Genomic DNA, 17,541 nt, shown 5'->3' with positions numbered 1-17,541 from the left:
GTGGATACCGGTTCGCGTCAAGAAGACCCGCCCAAATAAGAATCTAGGGTCCCGTTGCGGGGCTCCAGATCCGGAATTTCTGCGCGAGAAGATCGCATTTTCGCCACCGCCGGGGCGTTGCGGCGCCGATTCGGCGCACGATACTATGGGGGACCGAATCAGCGGAGTTCCCACATGGTTGCGGACAGCGACAGCAACATCGCCTGGCACCGGGTTCAGTTGAAGAAGAACCGCGCCGAGCTGAAGGCGCTGGAGACCGCGCGCTTCACGATGGGCGAGATCGCCACCTCGAAGCGCAACGGCCAGACGCAGAAGACGATCGCGGAACTCAAGCGCAAGATCGCACAGTCGGAGCGCGCCATCGCCGATCACGACAAACGGACGCGCCGTCCACTCGCAACCGACCTGCAGAGCCTCAGCAATGGCAGCTGGAGCCATTGGGACGCCTACACCCAACAGCAGCGCAAGAGCGGCCAGCGCTCCTCCGGGCGCGGATAGCCGCGGCTCGCCACGCCCGCGGCCGACGAGCAGACGCGCCCTTGCGCCGGCCGCGCCGCGCACCATCTCGGTGATACGCCACCAATCGTTCCGGTGATCCCATGACAGCGCGCCTCGATTTCACCAGCGAGGCCTTCTTTCGCGATCCGCCCAAGGCGATCGCGAAATTGCGCATGTCCGCACCCGTGGTCGCGACGCGGTTTCCCATCGTCGGCAATGTCTGGATCACCACGACTCATGACGCCACCGCGCAGGTCCTGAAGGACGGCGCGACCTTCACGTTGCGCAAGGAGGATGGCGACATCGCGGGCTTGCGCTGGTGGATGCCGAGATTCGTCAGGACCATCGCCAACAACATGCTGACGATGGACGAGCCGGATCACACGCGGCTGCGCAGCATCGTCGACGAAGCGTTTCGCCGCCGCGCGATCGTTGCGATGGAGCCGCGCATCCGGGCCATCGCTGACGGTCTGGCCGACGAGCTGTTCGCGCAAGGATCCCCGGCCGATCTGGTCCAGCGCTATGCGCGCATCCTGCCGCTCGCGGTGATCTCGGAGCTGCTCGGCCTGCCGCTCGCAGATCGTCCAAAGTTCATCGCCTGGGCCAACGCGATATCCTCGCTGACGAATGTCGTCAGCTTCTTCCGCCTGCTGTTCGCGGTGCGCAAGATGCGCGCCTACCTCGAGCAGCAGTTGCAGATCGCGCGTGTCCAGGGCGGCGAGGGCCTGATTGCCGAGCTGATTCAGGTCGAGCGCGAAGGCGGCCAGATCACGCCGGATGAAATGGTCTCGATGGTGTTTCTGTTGCTCGGGGCGGGATCGGAAACCACCACCCATCTCATCAGCGGTTCCATCTACGAGCTGCTCAGGAATCCCGAACGGCGCGATTGGCTGGAACAGGATTGGAGCCGTGTCGGGCTCGCAGTCGAGGAGTTTCTGCGCTTCGTCTCACCGGTGCAATTCTCCAAGCCGCGCTACGTGCGGCGCGATGTCGAGGTCGAGGGCGTGCGCCTGAAGAAGGGCGATCGCGTCATGGTGATGCTCGCCGCTGCGAACATGGATCCCGCGGTACATGATCGTCCCGAGACCCTCGATCTCGAACGCAAGCCGAACCGCCATATCTCGTTCGGCACGGGAATCCACTTCTGTCTCGGCCATCAGCTCGCGCGCATCGAGGCGGCCTGTGCGCTGGAGGCGCTGTTCGTGCGTTGGCCGAAATTGAGTCTTGCCGTCGATGCCGCTGAAATCCGCTGGCGCAGGCGGCCGGGCTTGCGCGCGATCGCGAAGCTTCCCGTCACGGCAGAGGGCCGCGGAACAGAGACGACTGCACGCAGCGGAACGAGGCACGATCGTTCCCTCACCGCGGCGAACTGACGTCGGCGGCGCCCTTTCGGAAAATCTTTGCCTGTTGTGATCGGCCAGGAACGGTGTGCCGTTCGTGCTGTTGTCATCCCGACATGACGCGGAGGGGAGTTCCTTGGGGCGCATGTCGCAGATCGACGTCTTAACGGGAGACCAGATCATGGCCAGCAAGATGCCACCTGTTCCACCGGACAATCAGAGCCGCAAGGGAACCGGCGATCGCAAGCAGATGTCCGCCGATCAGATGCCGCACGGTCAGGAGCGTGTACAGAATCCAGATCAGCAGGGACAGCAGGGCAACATCAAGCAGAACACGACCAACCAAGGCTATCAGCAAGATCGCTGAGGAGGACGACATTCATGTCGACATCCACGAAGACACCGAACAGCATTCGACAGGGCGGACCCGGCGCCTCGCATGAGAACGCGAAGGCACCGCTTCAGGTGAAGAAGCCGCCGGCGGACGATCCGCAGCGCAGCCACAGCCGGGTTTCCGGCGGCGGTGGCGAGCGCGATTCCCATCACACGCACGACGAGGCCGGAAAGGGCGGAGGCAGGTGACATGGCCAACAAGCAACCCAAGCTGTACGCGCCGACCGAGAAGGACCTGCATGACAACCCCCTGATCGGCGGATCCAAGGGCGTGAACAGGGCAGGCGTTTCGCCTGACGACCTCGAGGACGTCTTGGGCGAGAACACGATCGAAGGCGACGTCGAAAACGACGTGAACGCCGGTGGCGGTATCGACAAGGATGTCGCGCGGAGCGGTTCGCCCCGAAGAGGCCGGTAAGATTGGAGGCCCACAATGCAGGGCAAGAAGACTCACGAACAGCAAGTGCGCATCCTCGAGCGGAAGCCAGATGTTCCGGATGCGCGAGAACTCGAGCAGGCCGCCGGTCATAACCCGCAAGACACGCGCGTCCATCGTGCGAACCCCGAAGCTCGTCACAGCGAGTTTCCAGTGAGCCGCGGCGGTCTCAACCAGGAGAGCGATCACAACAAGCACAACGATCCCGGCCAGAGCGGCCACAAGCCGCCCAAACCGACGACGGCACAACAGAAGCACTAAATCATCCGAAGAGAGGAGAGACTGATGCCTGGTGGGCATGGCAGCAAGACGCACTTTAGATCGGGCATGCATGGCAAGGGCGACGGCACCGGCGCATTGACCGACGTGCCGAAGGAGATGATCGGCGACAACATGGTCCTGTCCAACCGAGACAAGAAACAGCATTCGGACATTCGCGGCATGGACGGCAAGTCCATCCAGACCGAACAATATCAGGACCACGCAGCAAACCGGCTCGATGAGAAGCCGGAGGCCGACGAGACCTGAGAGGGCGTTCCTTCCGCCGACTTGCGGACCGGTGTTCAGCCGGTCCGCTTTTTTGTGGGCGCAAGGTCGCGCTCCCAGCCGAACACCGAGCGGCCGTCGAGATCCGGTGAGGCCGCTCGTTCACCGGCGATGAAAGCCTCGACCGAAGGCCCGCGCGCGGTCCTCTCCAACCGCCGTGCCTGGTCGTCGAGGCGTTTGATCGCCTGCATCTCCTCGTCGCGTCCGAGCTTCGCGTTTCGGATCGCGCCCTTCAGCACCCGGATGGTCTCGTCATAGACCTTGATCGGAACGGGGTAGGGATGCCGGTCCTTGCCGCCATGGGCGAGCGAGAAACGGGCGGGGTCGGTGAAGCGATAGGGCGCGCCGTGCACGACCTCAGCGACCATGGCTAGCGAGCGCACCGTGCGCGCGCCGACGCCCGGCGTCAGCAGCAGCTCCGGGAAATCGACCGGGCCGCGCTCGGCTGCGGCGGCGAGCGTGCCGTGCAGGCGGCGCGCGAACACGTCCTTCGGCCGCACATCATGATGCGCAGGCATGATCAGATGCGGCAGCATGCCTTGCGCCGGCGTGGACGGGGTCCCCGTGAGCCGCTCGAATTCGGAGACGATGCGATCCGGACCGAGGTCGGAGAGCAGCTCGAGCTGTGCCGTCCGAGATAGATCGGCGCGATGATCGGTGAGATTGACGATCTCCCCCTGCTGCGGCCCGTCGATTGCGCTGTGCGGTGTATCGACAAAGCTCTTCAGTGCCTCGGAGTGCCAGTGATAGCGCCGCGCCTGCCGCTTGTCGCCGTTCATGCCCTGCTGCACCACCGTCCATTTGCCCTCAGTGGTGACGAAGAAGCCGTGCAGGTAAAGGTCAAAGCCGTCCTGGACCGCGGCGCTGTCGACCTTGGCGACCAGACGGCTGGCCCGGGTCAGCTTGACGCCGTCGAATCCGACGCGGTCGCCGAGCTGCAACAGCTCGTCCGGCGTCTTGCGCGAATGCTGACCGCGACCGCCACAGACGTAAATCCCGAGCTCGTCCTGGAGCGGTCCGAGCCCGCGCTTCAGCGCGCCGATCACGGAGGTGGTGATGCCGGAGGAGTGCCAGTCCATTCCCATCACGGCGCCAAACGACTGGAACCAGAATGGATGCGACAGGCGCTGTAGAAATGCGTCGCGGCCGTAATGATGCACGATCGCCTGGGTGACGATCGCCCCGAGCGAGGACATGCGACTTGCCAGCCAGGGCGGAACCCGTCCGGTGTGAAGAGGAAGATCGGCGCTGCCGGTTCGTCGAGTCATGGCGACAAGCCTAGCGCAGCTCAGCGACGGTTGCACCTGCGGGATGCTGCATTGCACGGGGCGGGGGAGCGAAGCCGGCCGGGATGCGTTGTGCGGGTTGCGTGAATGCAATGATGGGGACGATCCATGGATTGGCAGGCTCTGACGGCCGATATCGACAGGATGTTCGGCTGGATACCGTCATGGTTCATCGGCCTCACCCTGGTTGCCGGCGCGATCCTTCTTGCCCTGCTCGTCTACCGGGTTGCCACATGGCTGCTCAACCGCGCTTTCGGAACGCGGCTTCCGCTCTTGAGCGTGTTCATCGAGCGCACGGCAGGCCCCGCGCAAATGGCACTTTGCCTTGCCGCCGTCGCAATGGTGCTGCCGCTGGCGCCGCTCGACGATACGATCCGCACTCCCCTGACGCGGCTGTTCGTCGTGGCCTTCATCGCGCTGATCGGCTGGATCTCGATCCGGATCGTCGACATGAGCGCGGCGCGCTACTTGCAGAACTTTCGCGATGTCACCGAGAATTTCGTCGCGCGCAAGCACGTCACGCAGGTGCGCGTGTTCAAGCGCGTCACAGACACCATCATCGTCATCATCACGGTCTCCGCCGCGCTGATGACGTTCGACTCCGTGAAGCAATACGGAGTCAGCCTGTTCGCCTCCGCCGGTGCTGCCGGCATCATCGTCGGCCTTGCCGCGCGCCCGCTGCTGAGCAATCTGATCGCCGGCCTGCAGATCGCGATCACACAGCCGATCCGCATCGAGGATGCCGTGATCATCGAGAACGAATGGGGCTGGATCGAGGACATCGCCTCGACCTATGTCGTGATCCGGCTGTGGGATTGGCGCCGCATGGTGGTGCCGCTGTCCTACTTCATCGAAAAGCCGTTCCAGAACTGGACGCGCGACACCGCATCCCTCATCGGCGTCGTCGCGCTGCATGTCGACTATCGCGCCGACGTCCCGCGCATCCGACGCTGGCTGGAGGAGGCGGTGAAGCAGTCGAAGCTGTGGGACGGGGAGGTGGTGAATCTCCAGGTGATCGATGCCGATTCGCGCACCATCGAGCTTCGGGCGCTGGTCAGTGCCAGGAACGCACCGCAGTCGTGGGACCTGCGCTGCGAGATCAGGGAGAAGCTCATCGCCTTCATCCGCGACGAGATGCCGGAGGCGCTGCCGCGCGACCGCGCCATCCTGATCCCGTCGGGAGACGGAGAGGGCGATCTCGGACTGCGTCCCGCACCGCCGGAAAAGATGCGGGCGAGCGCCAGTCACTGAACGGCGCTTACGCGCCTGCGTCGTCCCGCCATTGCCACGTTCTTGTTGACGAGACCTGATCTTTTGTACGATAGTACAAATCTCATGGTACGCAAGCCCACCAGCAAGGAAGCGGCCCGCAAGCCGAACATGCGCGAGGCGATCCTCGCCGCCGCGGAGGAGCTGTTCGCCACCAACGGCTTCAATGCCGTATCGGTGCGCGACATTGCGCAAGCTGCCGGGGCAAATCCGGGCAGCGTGACCTATCATTTCAAGACCAAGGACGGTTTGCTGCTGGAGATCTACCGGCGCCATTGCGGACCGATGAATCTGCGCCGTTCCGAGCTGCTCGCGGCCGCAAAGCGCGTGCGCGATCTCCAGGACCGGCTGGAGGCGATCGTTCGCGCCTATGTGGTGCCGGCCTTCACCTCGGGCAGCGATCTCGCCGGTGGCGGGGCGCGCTTCACGCGGCTGCGCGCGGTGATGTCGGCGGAAGGCAACGAGGTCGCGCGAAAGATCATCGCGCAGACCTTCGACGACACCAGCCACGCCTTCATCGACGCGGTCCACGAGAGCCTGCCGCACATTCCGCGCACGGACATCGTCTGGCGCAGCCATTTCCTGCTGGGCGCACTCTATTATTCGCTGGTGACGCCGGAGCGCGTGTCGCGCCTGTCGCGCGGCGAGGCCGACGGCAGCGATGCCGCTTGCGCCATCGAACAATTGGTGCAGGCCACCGTCGCCGCCTTCCAGGCGCCGGCGCTGGATGAGGCCGCGCCGGCGCGGCGGCGGCCCGTCGTCGCCGGCAAGGCGTGAAGCAAGAAATCTCGCCTCGGCGGTTCACCTCATGACGATGATGTACACGCCGACCATTCCGCCGCCCGATCCTGATACGCGCGCGCCGAAGTTCAGGCTGCCGAAGCTGTCGTGTGACGCGCATTGCCACATCTTCGGGCCCGGCGCGAAATACCCTTACGCGCGGGAGCGTTCCTACACGCCGCCGGATGCGCCGCTGGAGGATTTTCGCGCGCTGCATGCCAAGCTCGGCGTGGAGCGCGCCGTCATCGTCAATGCCAGCGTGCACGGCACCGACAACAGGGTGGCGCTCGATGCGATCGCTGAGAGCAATGGCGCCTACCGCGCCGTCGCCAATATCGATGGCACCATCACCGAGCGCGACCTGCGCGTCCTGCACGAGGGCGGTTTTCGCGGCTGCCGCTTCAATTTCGTCCGCCATCTCGGCGGCGTTCCCGACAGGCGCGTGTTTGACCGCATCGTCGCGATGGTCACGCCGCTCGGCTGGCACGTCGACCTGCATTTCGATGCGATCGATCTGCCCGAATACGCCGACATGCTGACGAGGCTGCCGCTGACCTACACCATCGACCATATGGGCCGGGTGAAGGCGGGGGACGGGCTCGACCAGTCGCCTTTCAAGATCCTGATCGAGCTGATGCAGCGCGATGACAAGTGCTGGGTGAAGATCTGCGGCTCGGAGCGGGTGTCCTCTATCGGTCCGCCGTTCACCGATGCGGTGCCGTTCGCGCGAAAGATCGTCGAGACCGCGCCGGATCGCGTCATCTGGGGTACGGACTGGCCGCATCCCAACGTCAAGGTGATGCCGAATGACGGCGATCTCGTCGATCTGATTCCGCTGTTCGCGCCGGAGCCGGCGGTGCAGACGAAGATTTTGGTCGACAATCCCGCGCGCCTGTTCGGGTTCGAGGCGTGACGACGTCATCGCGACCGGCACGCTGCGCGGACATGCGTTGCGGGCGCCGGCGGATGCATACCAAGGAAAAGGAGTAGCCCATGAAAACAGGCCTCGTCGTCACAGCCCATCCCGGCGATTTCGTCTGGCGCGCCAGCGGCGCCATAGCGCTGCATGCGAAGAAAGGTTATCGCGTGAAGATCGTGTGCCTGTCCTTCGGCGAGCGCGGCGAGAGCCAGTTCGCCTGGAAGGAGCAGGGCGCGACGCTGGAATCGGTCAAGGCCGGCCGCAAGGACGAAGCGGAGCGGGCAGCCCGGCTACTGGGCGCCGAAATCGAGTTCTTCGATTGCGGTGACTATCCGCTGAAGCTCACCGAGGCGCATTTCGATCGTATGGTGGACATCTACCGCGAGCTCAATCCGAGCTTCGTCCTGACGCATGCGCTGGAAGACCCCTATAATTTCGACCATCCGAACGCCGCGCATTTCGCGCAGGAGACGCGTGTGATCGCGCAGGCCATGGGCCACAAGCCCGGCGCGCCGTACAAATATTCGGCGCCGCCGGTGTTCCTGTTCGAGCCGCACCAGCCCGAGCAGTGTAACTACAAGCCCGACACCATTCTCAAGATCGACGAGGTCTGGAAGGAGAAGTACGAGGCGTTCCAGATTCTCGCCGCGCAAAAACATCTCTGGGGCTATTACGAGCGCGTCGCGCTCAACCGCGGCATCCAGGGCAGCCGCAACACCGGTGTTCCCATGACCTATGGCGAGGCCTATCAGCGCCTGTTCCCGACGGTTGCGGTCGAGCTGGCATGAAGCCGGTCCGCACAATCAAGCTGAAAGCCGTACTCGGCAGTCACCACCATGTGCAGGCGGTGAAGAGCGGGGCGCTCCGTTCCGACCTGTTCGATCTCGATTTTATCGAATACACGCCGACCAACACGGCGTTCAAGCCTATGGTGCGCGAGCAGGCCTTTGACGTCTGCGAGATCGCGATCGTCACCTATTTGATGGCGAAAGCGCACGGCAAGCCGCTGGTGCTGCTGCCGGCGACCATGCTCGGCCGCTTCCAGCATTCTTACGCTCTCTATAATCCTGCGCGTGGGACGCTCGGGCCGTCCGATCTCGAGGGCAAGCGCGTCGGTATCCGCTCCTTCACGACCACGACGGGCGCCTGGATCAGGGGCATCCTCGCCAACGACTACGGCGTCGATCTCGACAGGATTCGTTGGATCACCTTCGAGGATCCGCATGTCGCCGAATATGTCGACACCACGGAGCGCGCGCCGAAGGACAAGAAGATCCTGCAGATGCTGCGCGACGGCGAGCTCGATGCCGTCCTCGGCGAGACCTCCGATGATCCCAAGCTGAAGCCGCTGTTTCCCGATCCGGCCGCAGAAGCCTCCAGATGGTATTCGCGGCGCGGCGTGGTCCCGATCAACCATCTCGTGGTCGTGACCGAGAGCCTGGCGAAATCGCGCCCCGACGTGGTCGCCGGCGTCTATGATCTGCTCAAGCGCAACAAGGCGCAGACGGGAGCGACGGCAACGCCGGACCTCGTTCCGTACGGGATCGAGGCCAACAGAAAACCGCTCGAGCTGATCATCGACTACGCATTCCAGCAGGCGCTGATCCCGCGCCGCTATACGGTCGATGAGCTCTTTGACGAGACGACACGAGGACTGAACTGATGGCAGGTGATCCCAGGCGCTGGCAGATCGGACTGGTCGGCTATGGCGAGGTCGGCAGGATTTTGGCCGAGGATTTGCGCCAGCAGGACATCAGAGTCTCAGCCTACGACATCAAGCTTGGCGGCGAGCAGGGCGCGTCGCTGCAAGAGCATGCGGCGAAATTCGGTGTCGCTCTTGCAACGTCCCACGCCGAGCTGACCGCGAAATCCGACTTCATCATCTCCGCCGTCACGGCGAGCCAGGCCGTGCCGGTCGCAAAGGCCTGTGTGGCAGCGATCAATCAGGGCACCTGGTTTCTCGATTTCAACTCGGCCTCTCCCGGCGCCAAGCAGCGCGCGGCAGGGCTGATCGACGGTGCCGCCGGGCGTTATGTCGAGGGCGCGGTGATGACCTCGGTGCCGCCTTATCGCATCAAGGTGCCTTTGCTGCTCGGCGGACCCGGCGCGAGGGAGCTCGAGCCGCTTCTGAATACGATCGGTTTCGCGGCCAAGGTTGCCAGTGACAAGCTCGGCGTGTCCTCGGCCGTCAAAATGTGCCGCAGCATCATGATCAAGGGCCTGGAGGCCATGGTCATCGAGAGCTTCACGACGGCGCGTGCCTATGGCGTCGAGGATGCGGTGCTGCCTTCGCTTGCGGAAACGTTCCCCGGGATCGACTGGGAGGAGCTGGGCGCCTATTGCTTCCAGCGCGTGATCGAGCACGGCCGCCGCCGGGCCGAGGAGGTGCGCGAGGTCGCCGAGACCGTGCGCGAGGCGGGGCTGACGCCATGGTCGGCGCAAGGCACGGCCGAGCGGCAGGCCTGGATGGCTGATCTCGCCGATGAGGGGCTGTTCGGGTTGAGGGGCAGCAGCGAATTCGCCCGCAGTGCGGACTGGCGCACCGAGGCGGACCGGATCCTGGCGAAGATCAATCGGACGAAATAGTCAGCTCAGGACCGGGTCGCGGGATTCGAAGCTCCCGACCTGGTCACGCGCGCGTTCGATGAGGTCGATCAGATTGCGGGATTTACGGACGAGCTGCTCGGTGGCCGGCTGGGTGCGGAACTCCGCCAGCACGGCGCGAACGCACTTGCTGGCGGCATCGAGCGTCCAGAGCGTACGGTTCACGTCGGCCTGCGTCTGGATGGCCGAGATATCGAGACCCGAGAGAACGTGGCCGATGCCGTCCAGCCGCTTCACCGCCGTATCGGTCGGCGTTCGGGCGTGGACGGAATCATCGATGCTGCTGAATGCGCTGAACAGACTCATACTTCCCCACTGAACGCAGATTGTCAGTGCACGTCGTAGTTACGGCGGCGCGGCCTGCCTCGCAATGCGTTGAGCTACGGTCCGGGATTCTACCGAACTCGGGTAGGCGCGGACCGGCGGTAAAATCGAACTGCCGTGGCCCCGCGGCCGATCAGGTCGTGCGCGCGATGCCCGAAATATCGGCCGCGAAACGCGCTCAGCTCTTGAACAGGGTCGGCCGCGGCCGTGCAAATGTCTGCCGGCCGCGCTTGAAGCCCATCAGGACGTCGGGCAGCTCGGCGATCGCGAGTCGGCTGTCCCTGGTATCGAGCACGATCAGATCGGCGGGATTGCCGACCTCGATGCCGTAGTCGGCGAGGTTCATCAGCCGGGCCGGCAGCTCGGTCACGAGGTCCAGGCAGGTGTCGAAGTCGCGGACCGAGGCGTGCGCGACGTTAGCGTAGAAGTTCGCCATCCGCAGCAGCGAGGCATCGCCGAACGGCGTGAAGGGATTGAGCACGTTGTTGGTCGCGACCGAGCAGAGCACGCCGTCGCCGGCAAGCTTGTGGGCGAGGGTCAGCCCGCGCGGCGCGTTGTGCGTGGCCTCGCGCCCCATCAGATAGAGATCGGTCGCGGGCAGGACGGTGACCGCAACGCCTGACCTTGCCAGTTGCGCAGTGGCCGCCTTCATCCGTTCGGGGGGCAAGGCCGACAGTTTCGTGGCATGGCCGATCGCGACGCGTCCGCCGTAGCTGCGCCGCTCGGTCTGGCGGCAGACCTCGTCGAGATGCCACCAGGAGGGATCGAGATCGAAATCGAGATGGAGGTCGACGTCGATGTCGAATTCCTGGGCGAGATCGAAGATGCGCGCGAGGTGCGCATTCGGGGCGGTGTCCATGTAGGGGCAGCCGCCGATGGCTTCACCACCCTCGCGAAGCGCCTGGATCAGCAGCTCCTCGGCTCCGGGATCGTTGGTGAGGCCTTCCTGCGGGAAGACGCAGAGCTCGAGATCGATCGCCCAGGCGTAATCGCGCTTCAGCGCCTTGACCGCCTCGTAGCCGCGGAGGCCGATGCGGGGGTCGATCTCGACATGCGTCCGCATGCGCGTCGTGCCGTTGACGATGGCCCGTTCGAGCACTCTGGCGCCGCGCGCGTAGACGTCCTCGATTGTGAAATCCTTCTTCATCCCGGCGACGGCGCGGATCGCCTCCGAGACGCTGCCGTGATCGTGGCCGCAGCGGCCGAGCAGGCAGGCCTTGTCGAGATGGATGTGGGTGTCGACGAAGCCGGGCAGGGCGAGGAGGCCGCCGAGATCGACGTCGGCGGCCTCGCAGGCCAGCTTTGGCGCGATCGCGGCGATGCGGCCGTCCTTCACCCCGATATCGACCGGTGCGGCGGAAGAGCGCAACAATGCGTTGCGGAAGATCAGGTCGAAGGTGGCTTGGGCGGTCATGGCGTTGGATTCAGCCGTGGCAGCCTAGCGGAAGCCGTGGGGGCGGGCAGCTCCAGATTGTGTGCAATGCTGGGGCTGGATTGTCCAAAAATTGTGCATGCACTTTGAGGCACCCGGATTGTAAGATGGCGGCATCCGGAGAGAACCCCGCGATGTCTACTGCCGCAAAAGCCGAAAGCCCGACGACCGACGCCGAGATTGTCGAAGCCTATCTCACCGCTTCGATGATACCGGATCCCGACGCCGCTGCGGCCTATATGAAGCCGGGCACGGTGATCACGTTCACCGGCGGGCGCGCGTTCGACCATCCGCGCGGGCCGACCGGCTTCAACGCGAAACGCTATCGCTGGGTCAAGAAGAAGATGGACCGGTTCGACGTCTGCCCGGGCCCGGACGAGACCGTCGTCTACAGCGTCGGCACGCTCTATGGCGAATGGATGGACGGCACGCCGTTCGAGGGCAACCGCTATGTCGATCGCTTCGTCGTGAGGGACGGGCAGATCGTGAAGATGGATGTCTGGAACGACAGCGCCGAGCGCATCCTCCTCCAGCGCGGCATCGAGGCCTAACTCCGTCGAGTCAGCTTCGGCAGCTTGATCACCCGATTGCTCGTCACCTCGTCCGCATAGGGTGCGAGGATGTCGAGCAGATCGCGGCCACGCTGCGGAGTGGGAGCGACCAGCGCACGATTGGCCACCGAATCCAGGTGATGATGCATCAATTCCATCACCTTGGCCGCATCGCCCTTGGCAAGCGCCGCGATGATGGCGCGATGCTCGTTGATGGCGCATTCGGTGGAATGCGGCCGGCTGTACAGCGACAGCGTCAGGCAGCAGCGATAGGCGACCTCGCTGACATAGCGCACCAGAATCGGGCTGTTCGTCATATGGGCGAGCAGAATGTGGAATTCGGTCGCGAGTCGGATCGACACCGCATCCGTGCCGCCGCGGGCGCGATCCTCGGCATCGACATGGGCGTTCAGCTCGGCGATCTGCGCCTTGGTCAGCTTGCCCGCGAGCTGGCGCACGACGAGGCGTTCGAGCTCGATGCGGATGTCGAAGGCATCGCGCGCCTCCTGCCAGCTCGGCGTCGCCACCACGGCGATCCGGTTGCGGCGGAGCTCGACGAGGCCTTCCGCGGCGAGTTGGCCGAGGGCATGGCGGGCAATGGTGCGGCTGACGCCGAAACGTTCGCCGAGCGCATCTTCCGGCAGCTTGGCGCCGGGCTCCAGCGCCTGCTCGATGATGGCGCGCCGGAGCGCGCGGCAGATCACGCTGACCTTGTCCGACGATTCAGAAGTCTTGCTGCTGGCGCGCGCCGCCATCGGCGAATCCCATGGGAGTGATCTCTCTCTTTAGCACAGGCTCGCGCCGATTCAGCGCTCCAATTGCATGCAGTTTGGCCTTCGGACTGCCTAAATCGAATCCGGCGGTTTGGCGCGGGTTTCGGCTAGGCCTTTGATTTCGCGGGGCTCGATCGCTGGCATCCAGCTTGCATGCACTTTTTTCCGTGATGCGCATGCAACCCAACGCCCAGTTCGACGGCCAGCCCGTTCCCGAAGGCTCTGCGACGATCGCGATCGAGCTGTCGGAGGCCTCGGTGACCTTCGGGCGCGGCGACCGCGCCGTGCCTGCTTTGTCGAAGACCACGCTCAAGATCGCCGACGGCGAGTTTGTCGCATTGGTCGGCCCATCCGGATGCGGCAAATCGACCATTTTGCGGCTGGTCAGCGGCCTGGTGCAGCCGACCAGCGGCGTCGTCATCGTCGGCGGCCGCGAGGTGGCGGCACGGGCGATGCGGGTCGGCATGGCCTTCCAGAACCCGACCATGCTGCCGTGGATGACGATCGAGCGGAACATCATGCTGCCGCTGAAGATCGTCGAGCCGTTCCGCTCGAAGTTCCGCAAGCTGCGCAAGACCGAATTCCGCGACAAGGCCAATGCGCTGCTGGAGCAGGTCGGCCTCAAAGGGTTCGGCAACCGCTATCCCTGGCAGCTCTCCGGCGGCATGCTCCAGCGCGCCAATCTTTGCCGTGCGCTGATCCACGAGCCGCGCATGCTGCTGCTGGATGAGCCCTTCGGTGCGCTCGACCAGTTCACGCGCGAGGAGCTTTGGGCGATCCTCCAGAATCTCTGGATGACGCACAAGCCGACCGTGCTGCTGGTGACGCACGATCTGCGCGAGGCCGGTTTTCTCGCCAGTCGTATCTGCGTGATGAGCGCGCGTCCCGGCCGCATCCTCGACGACAGCCGCGTGGAGTTCGCGCGGCCGCGCACCGTGGCGATGACCTTTGAGCCGGATTTCGTCGCGCTGAACCAGAAGCTGCGCGCCTTCATCGAGGATGCGCGCAGCGCCGCTGAGCAGGGGGCAGGCTGATGTTCGGGATCGATGTCAGGCAAAAAGCGTGGTCGGCGGGGCTGATCGTGCTGTTCTTCGTCGCCTGGGAGCTGTTCTGCCTGATGACCGGCATGTCCGACCTGGTGCTGCCGCGGCCCTCGCAGGTGTTCGTGACGCTGGTCCAGCGCTTCCCGGTGCTGTGGCCGCACATCGTGCAGACGCTCGCCACCACCATGCTCGGCTTCGTGCTTGGCGTCGCGCTCGGCGTCGCCCTCGGCGCGATCATCGGCGTGTCGAAGACGGCCTACGACACTTGCTATCCGCTGCTGATCGGCTTCTCCTCGATCCCCAAGGTCGCGGTGGTGCCGATCTTCGTGCTGTGGTTCGGCTCCGGCACGGTGCCGGCGGTGCTGACTGCGCTGTCGATCTGCTTCTTCCCGATCGTGGTCAATATCGCGACGGGACTTGCCACCACGGAGCCCGAGCTCGAGGACGTCTTGAAGGCGCTTGGCGCCAGCAAGCTCGATATCCTCTGGAATGTCGGTCTGCCGCGCACCATGCCGTTCTTCTTTGCTTCGCTGAAGGTCGCGATCTCCTACGCCTTCGTCGGCGCGGTGCTGTCGGAGACGGTCGCCTCCAACCGCGGCATCGGCAACGTCATGATGACCGCGTCCTCCAATTTCAACGTGCCGCTGGTGTTCGCGGGCTTGTTCGTGCTCGCCGGGCTCGGTGTCGCGCTCTACGTCGTGTTCTCGCTGATCGAAGGACAGGTCACCGGCTGGGCCACGCGCAAGAACGACGTGATCGCCACCTGATTTCTTGAACCGTCACGCAACGAAGCTGAGGAGGTCTCGATGTTGAGGAAGTTAACCGCCGCGCTGCTTGGATTGGCGCTATCCGCAGGCGCCGCCACCGCGCAGGAGACCACGATCAAGTTCACGCTAGGCTGGAAAACCCAGGGCAGCGACGCTGCCTTCTTCTATGCCAAGGACAACGGCTTCTTCAAAGAGGAAGGCCTCAACGTCGTCATCGATCAGGGCGAGGGCTCCGGCGCCACCGTCACGCGCGTGATGTCGGGCGCCTATGACGCCGGCTTCGGCGACGTCAACGCCATCATCCAGAACGCCTCGACCAAGCCGCAGGAGGCGCCCGTCATGGTCTACATGATGTGGAACCAGCCGCCGTTCGCCATCGTCGCCAAGAAGAGCAGCGGCATCAACACCATCAAGGATTTCGAAGGCCGCACGCTCGGCGGTGCGCAGGGCACGCCGACGACGCGCCTGTTGCCGGTGTTCACGCGCAAGAATAGTCTCGACGGTGAGAAGATCAAGATCTCCAACATGGCGCCGAACCTGCCGAACCTGCAGGAGCCGATGCTGATCAAGGGCGACATCGATGCGGCCCTCGTCTTCAACATCACCAGCTATTTCAATCTGGTGCTCAACCGCCAGGATCCGGACAAGGACTTCAAATGGTTCTCCTTCGGTGAATATGGCCTCGATCTCTATTCCAACGGCGTGATGGTCTCCCGCAAGCTGATCGCCTCGAATCCGAAGGCCGTGGCGGGCCTGGTGCGCGCCATCAACAAGGGTGCGATCGCGATCGCCAAGGACCAGAATGCCGGCATGAAGGCGGCACTGAACTACGACAACCTCATCAACGCCGATGTCGAGAACCGGCGGCTGCAATATTCCTTCGAGAAGCTGATCGTCTCGCCGGAGATGAAGGAGATCGGCATCGGCGACATCAAGGACGACCGGATGACACGCGCGATCGGCATCGTGGTCGAGGGCTACCAGCTCGCCCGTGCGCCGACGCCGGCGGAGGTGTTCTCGCGCGAATTCCTGCCGCCGCGCGCGGAGCGGGAACTGGTGTACACTGCCAACTGAGATTGGAGGAACAGCCATGGCCACGGCGATCTCGGCAACCAGCCTGTTCCGTGGCCCTGACCGTGGCGTCAGCGAGAACGTCGTGCTGCGGCACGACGAGGGCGTCATCACCGAAATCTCGGAAGGAGCGGGGCCGGCGCCTCGCTCCTTCGTCATCCCTGCCTTCGTCAACGCCCATGATCATGCCCGTGCCACGGCGTCGTCCTTCGGTGCGGTCGGCATGCCCCTGGAAAGCTGGATTTTGCGAACCGCGCTGGGCTCGCCGGTCGATCCCTATCTGACAGCCGTCTCGGCATTGGCCCGTTCCGCCAAGGCAGGCTGCGCGGCGATGATGGTCCATTACACGCGTCCGAGCGGGACGATGCCGCTGCTGGACGAGGCCAAGGCCATCGCGAAAGCCGCATCCGAGGTCGGGATTCGCATGGCGTTTGCAATGGCGGTGCGCGACCAGAACCCCATCGTCTACGGTGATGCCGAGCCGGTGCTTTCAGGGCTTCCCGGGGACGATCGCAAGTCGATCGAGGATCTCTTCGTTCGCGCGCCGCTGTCGCCAAAGGCCTATATCGAGCTGACCGATGCGATTGCCGCAGCCATCGCCGGACCGATGGTCGACGTGCAGTTCGGGCCCGCCGGCGTGCAATGGTGCTCGAAGCCGCTGCTGGAGGCCGTCGCGGAGAACTCCGCACGGACCGGTCGCCGCATTCACATGCATCTGTTGGAAACAGTTTATCAGCGCGCCTGGGCCGACCAGCACTTTCCGGACATGGTGCGCTGGCTTCGCGAGGTCGGCTTTCTCTCCGAGCGGCTGACGCTGGCGCATTGCATTCACGCCCGTCCCGAAGAGCTCGAGATGATCGCGGCCTCCGGCGCGCGCATCGTCACCAATTTCAGCTCGAACATGCATCTGCGTTCGGGCCTCGCCCCGATCGCCGCCGCGCACAGATGCGGCTGCGCCATCACTGTGGGCGTCGACGGTCTGGCGCTGGACGAGGATGACGACATCCTGCGCGAGATGCGGCTGGTGCAGATGGTTCACGGCGGGCTCGGCTTCAAGGCGACATGGACGCCCGCCGAGATGTTTGCGCTCGCCATCCGCAACGGACGCCATGCGACCGGGGCGCCCGGGAATGGTGAGCTCGCGGCGGGCAATCCCGCCGACTACGTCGTGATCGATCTTGACCGGCTCGATCGAGACCAGATCATGCCGGTCGATCCCATGGCGCTGCTGTTCGCGCGCGGCAATGCGTCGCTGGTGAAGGAGGTGGTCGTCGCCGGCAGGACGATCGCGCGGGACGGGGTCTGCGCAGGCGTCGACCTGCCGGCTGTCGAGCAGGAATTGCGGGCGATGTATCGCGCCAATGTCGGCAAGCTCGACAGCTTCCGGCGGATGTGGCCGTCCCTGTCGGATCGGTTGAGCGGCTGGTTCGAGCAGCAGCTGACGTGCCAGTGACGCGCCGATGGGCGCCGCGACGAAATGCATATCAAACAGCGATAGCTGGTAGACGC

Annotated in this window: 22 protein-coding genes; 18 read left to right on the top strand and 4 right to left on the bottom strand. The window is 64.5% G+C overall.

Annotation, left to right across the window (positions count from 1 at the left end; all coding sequences use genetic code 11):
* Window positions 1-174 precede the first annotated feature (174 nt).
* From I6F37_RS09790 to I6F37_RS09760, 7 genes are all read left to right on the top strand, one after another.
* Window positions 175-498, top strand: a complete 324-nt coding sequence (locus I6F37_RS09790) for a hypothetical protein (RefSeq protein WP_036001330.1) — start codon at window positions 175-177, stop codon at window positions 496-498.
* Between the two features lie 101 nt (window positions 499-599).
* Window positions 600-1,871 (top strand): cytochrome P450, encoded by a 1,272-nt coding sequence (locus tag I6F37_RS09785; protein WP_036001328.1) that lies wholly within the window; start codon window positions 600-602, stop codon window positions 1,869-1,871.
* Window positions 1,872-2,019: 148 nt separating this feature from the next.
* Window positions 2,020-2,205, top strand: coding sequence for a hypothetical protein (locus I6F37_RS09780; RefSeq protein WP_036001413.1), 186 nt, complete (start codon window positions 2,020-2,022; stop codon window positions 2,203-2,205).
* Window positions 2,206-2,219: 14 nt separating this feature from the next.
* Entirely contained in the window at window positions 2,220-2,420 is a 201-nt protein-coding gene (locus tag I6F37_RS09775) for a hypothetical protein (RefSeq protein WP_036001325.1), read from the top strand.
* Window position 2,421: 1 nt separating this feature from the next.
* Window positions 2,422-2,649: a hypothetical protein gene (locus I6F37_RS09770; protein ID WP_036001323.1), complete on the top strand. Its 228-nt coding sequence runs from the start codon at window positions 2,422-2,424 to the stop codon at window positions 2,647-2,649.
* A 15-nt stretch (window positions 2,650-2,664) separates the two neighbouring features.
* Complete coding sequence (locus I6F37_RS09765) at window positions 2,665-2,928, top strand: hypothetical protein (RefSeq protein WP_036001319.1); 264 nt, start codon at window positions 2,665-2,667, stop codon at window positions 2,926-2,928.
* A gap of 24 nt (window positions 2,929-2,952) precedes the next feature.
* Entirely contained in the window at window positions 2,953-3,195 is a 243-nt protein-coding gene (locus I6F37_RS09760) for a hypothetical protein (RefSeq protein ID WP_036001316.1), read from the top strand.
* A 35-nt stretch (window positions 3,196-3,230) separates the two neighbouring features.
* Here I6F37_RS09760 and I6F37_RS09755 read toward each other — a convergent pair whose 3' ends face one another.
* A complete protein-coding gene (locus I6F37_RS09755; RefSeq protein ID WP_036001313.1) occupies window positions 3,231-4,481 on the bottom strand; it encodes a DUF763 domain-containing protein in 1,251 nt (416 codons plus the stop codon).
* Between the two features lie 126 nt (window positions 4,482-4,607).
* Here I6F37_RS09755 and I6F37_RS09750 point away from each other — a divergent pair, with 126 nt between their 5' ends.
* From I6F37_RS09750 to I6F37_RS09725, 6 genes are all read left to right on the top strand, one after another.
* Window positions 4,608-5,750, top strand: coding sequence for a mechanosensitive ion channel family protein (locus I6F37_RS09750; protein ID WP_036001308.1), 1,143 nt, complete (start codon window positions 4,608-4,610; stop codon window positions 5,748-5,750).
* A gap of 84 nt (window positions 5,751-5,834) precedes the next feature.
* Window positions 5,835-6,545 carry a TetR/AcrR family transcriptional regulator gene (locus I6F37_RS09745; protein ID WP_036001304.1) on the top strand — a complete coding sequence of 237 codons (711 nt, stop codon included), beginning with the start codon at window positions 5,835-5,837 and terminating at the stop codon, window positions 6,543-6,545.
* Between the two features lie 31 nt (window positions 6,546-6,576).
* On the top strand, window positions 6,577-7,461 hold the full coding sequence (locus tag I6F37_RS09740; protein ID WP_036001411.1) for an amidohydrolase: 885 nt from the start codon (window positions 6,577-6,579) through the stop codon (window positions 7,459-7,461).
* Between the two features lie 80 nt (window positions 7,462-7,541).
* The gene (locus tag I6F37_RS09735) at window positions 7,542-8,255 is read left to right on the top strand and encodes a PIG-L deacetylase family protein (protein ID WP_036001301.1); all 714 of its coding nucleotides are present in this window, start codon (window positions 7,542-7,544) and stop codon (window positions 8,253-8,255) included.
* Window positions 8,252-9,130: a hypothetical protein gene (locus I6F37_RS09730; RefSeq protein ID WP_036001298.1), complete on the top strand. Its 879-nt coding sequence runs from the start codon at window positions 8,252-8,254 to the stop codon at window positions 9,128-9,130. Before I6F37_RS09735 ends, I6F37_RS09730 begins: the two co-directional genes overlap by 4 nt.
* Window positions 9,130-10,053 carry an NAD(P)-dependent oxidoreductase gene (locus I6F37_RS09725; RefSeq protein ID WP_036001295.1) on the top strand — a complete coding sequence of 308 codons (924 nt, stop codon included), beginning with the start codon at window positions 9,130-9,132 and terminating at the stop codon, window positions 10,051-10,053. Before I6F37_RS09730 ends, I6F37_RS09725 begins: the two co-directional genes overlap by 1 nt.
* Here I6F37_RS09725 and I6F37_RS09720 read toward each other — a convergent pair whose 3' ends face one another.
* Both I6F37_RS09720 and I6F37_RS09715 read right to left on the bottom strand, forming a co-directional pair.
* Entirely contained in the window at window positions 10,054-10,308 is a 255-nt protein-coding gene (locus tag I6F37_RS09720) for a hypothetical protein (RefSeq protein ID WP_368736750.1), read from the bottom strand.
* 265 nt (window positions 10,309-10,573) lie between these two features.
* Window positions 10,574-11,809 (bottom strand): amidohydrolase family protein, encoded by a 1,236-nt coding sequence (locus I6F37_RS09715; RefSeq protein ID WP_036001292.1) that lies wholly within the window; start codon window positions 11,807-11,809, stop codon window positions 10,574-10,576.
* Between the two features lie 152 nt (window positions 11,810-11,961).
* On the opposite strand from I6F37_RS09715, the gene I6F37_RS09710 reads away from it, so the two are divergent.
* The gene (locus I6F37_RS09710) at window positions 11,962-12,378 is read left to right on the top strand and encodes a nuclear transport factor 2 family protein (protein WP_036001289.1); all 417 of its coding nucleotides are present in this window, start codon (window positions 11,962-11,964) and stop codon (window positions 12,376-12,378) included.
* On the opposite strand, the gene I6F37_RS09705 is transcribed toward I6F37_RS09710, so the two are convergent.
* Complete coding sequence (locus tag I6F37_RS09705; protein ID WP_036001286.1) at window positions 12,375-13,133, bottom strand: GntR family transcriptional regulator; 759 nt, start codon at window positions 13,131-13,133, stop codon at window positions 12,375-12,377. The genes I6F37_RS09710 and I6F37_RS09705 overlap by 4 nt on opposite strands.
* A gap of 194 nt (window positions 13,134-13,327) precedes the next feature.
* Between I6F37_RS09705 and I6F37_RS09700 the strand changes: the two genes are divergently transcribed.
* Genes I6F37_RS09700 through I6F37_RS09685 form a run of 4 tightly spaced genes read left to right on the top strand, consistent with a single transcriptional unit; the run spans window position 13,328 to window position 17,485 of the window.
* Complete coding sequence (locus I6F37_RS09700; protein WP_036001404.1) at window positions 13,328-14,185, top strand: ABC transporter ATP-binding protein; 858 nt, start codon at window positions 13,328-13,330, stop codon at window positions 14,183-14,185.
* Entirely contained in the window at window positions 14,185-14,961 is a 777-nt protein-coding gene (locus I6F37_RS09695; protein ID WP_036001283.1) for an ABC transporter permease, read from the top strand. Before I6F37_RS09700 ends, I6F37_RS09695 begins: the two co-directional genes overlap by 1 nt.
* Window positions 14,962-15,000: 39 nt before the next feature.
* Window positions 15,001-16,035, top strand: a complete 1,035-nt coding sequence (locus I6F37_RS09690) for an ABC transporter substrate-binding protein (protein WP_225151048.1) — start codon at window positions 15,001-15,003, stop codon at window positions 16,033-16,035.
* A 16-nt stretch (window positions 16,036-16,051) separates the two neighbouring features.
* Window positions 16,052-17,485: an amidohydrolase family protein gene (locus I6F37_RS09685; protein WP_036001274.1), complete on the top strand. Its 1,434-nt coding sequence runs from the start codon at window positions 16,052-16,054 to the stop codon at window positions 17,483-17,485.
* The last annotated feature ends 56 nt before the right edge of the window (window positions 17,486-17,541 follow it).

The organism is Bradyrhizobium sp. NBAIM08 (assembly GCF_020193935.1).
Lineage (GTDB): Bacteria > Pseudomonadota > Alphaproteobacteria > Rhizobiales > Xanthobacteraceae > Bradyrhizobium > Bradyrhizobium yuanmingense.
Note: the sequence above shows the minus strand (reverse complement) of the source record. Positions and strands in the feature narration are given on the sequence as shown.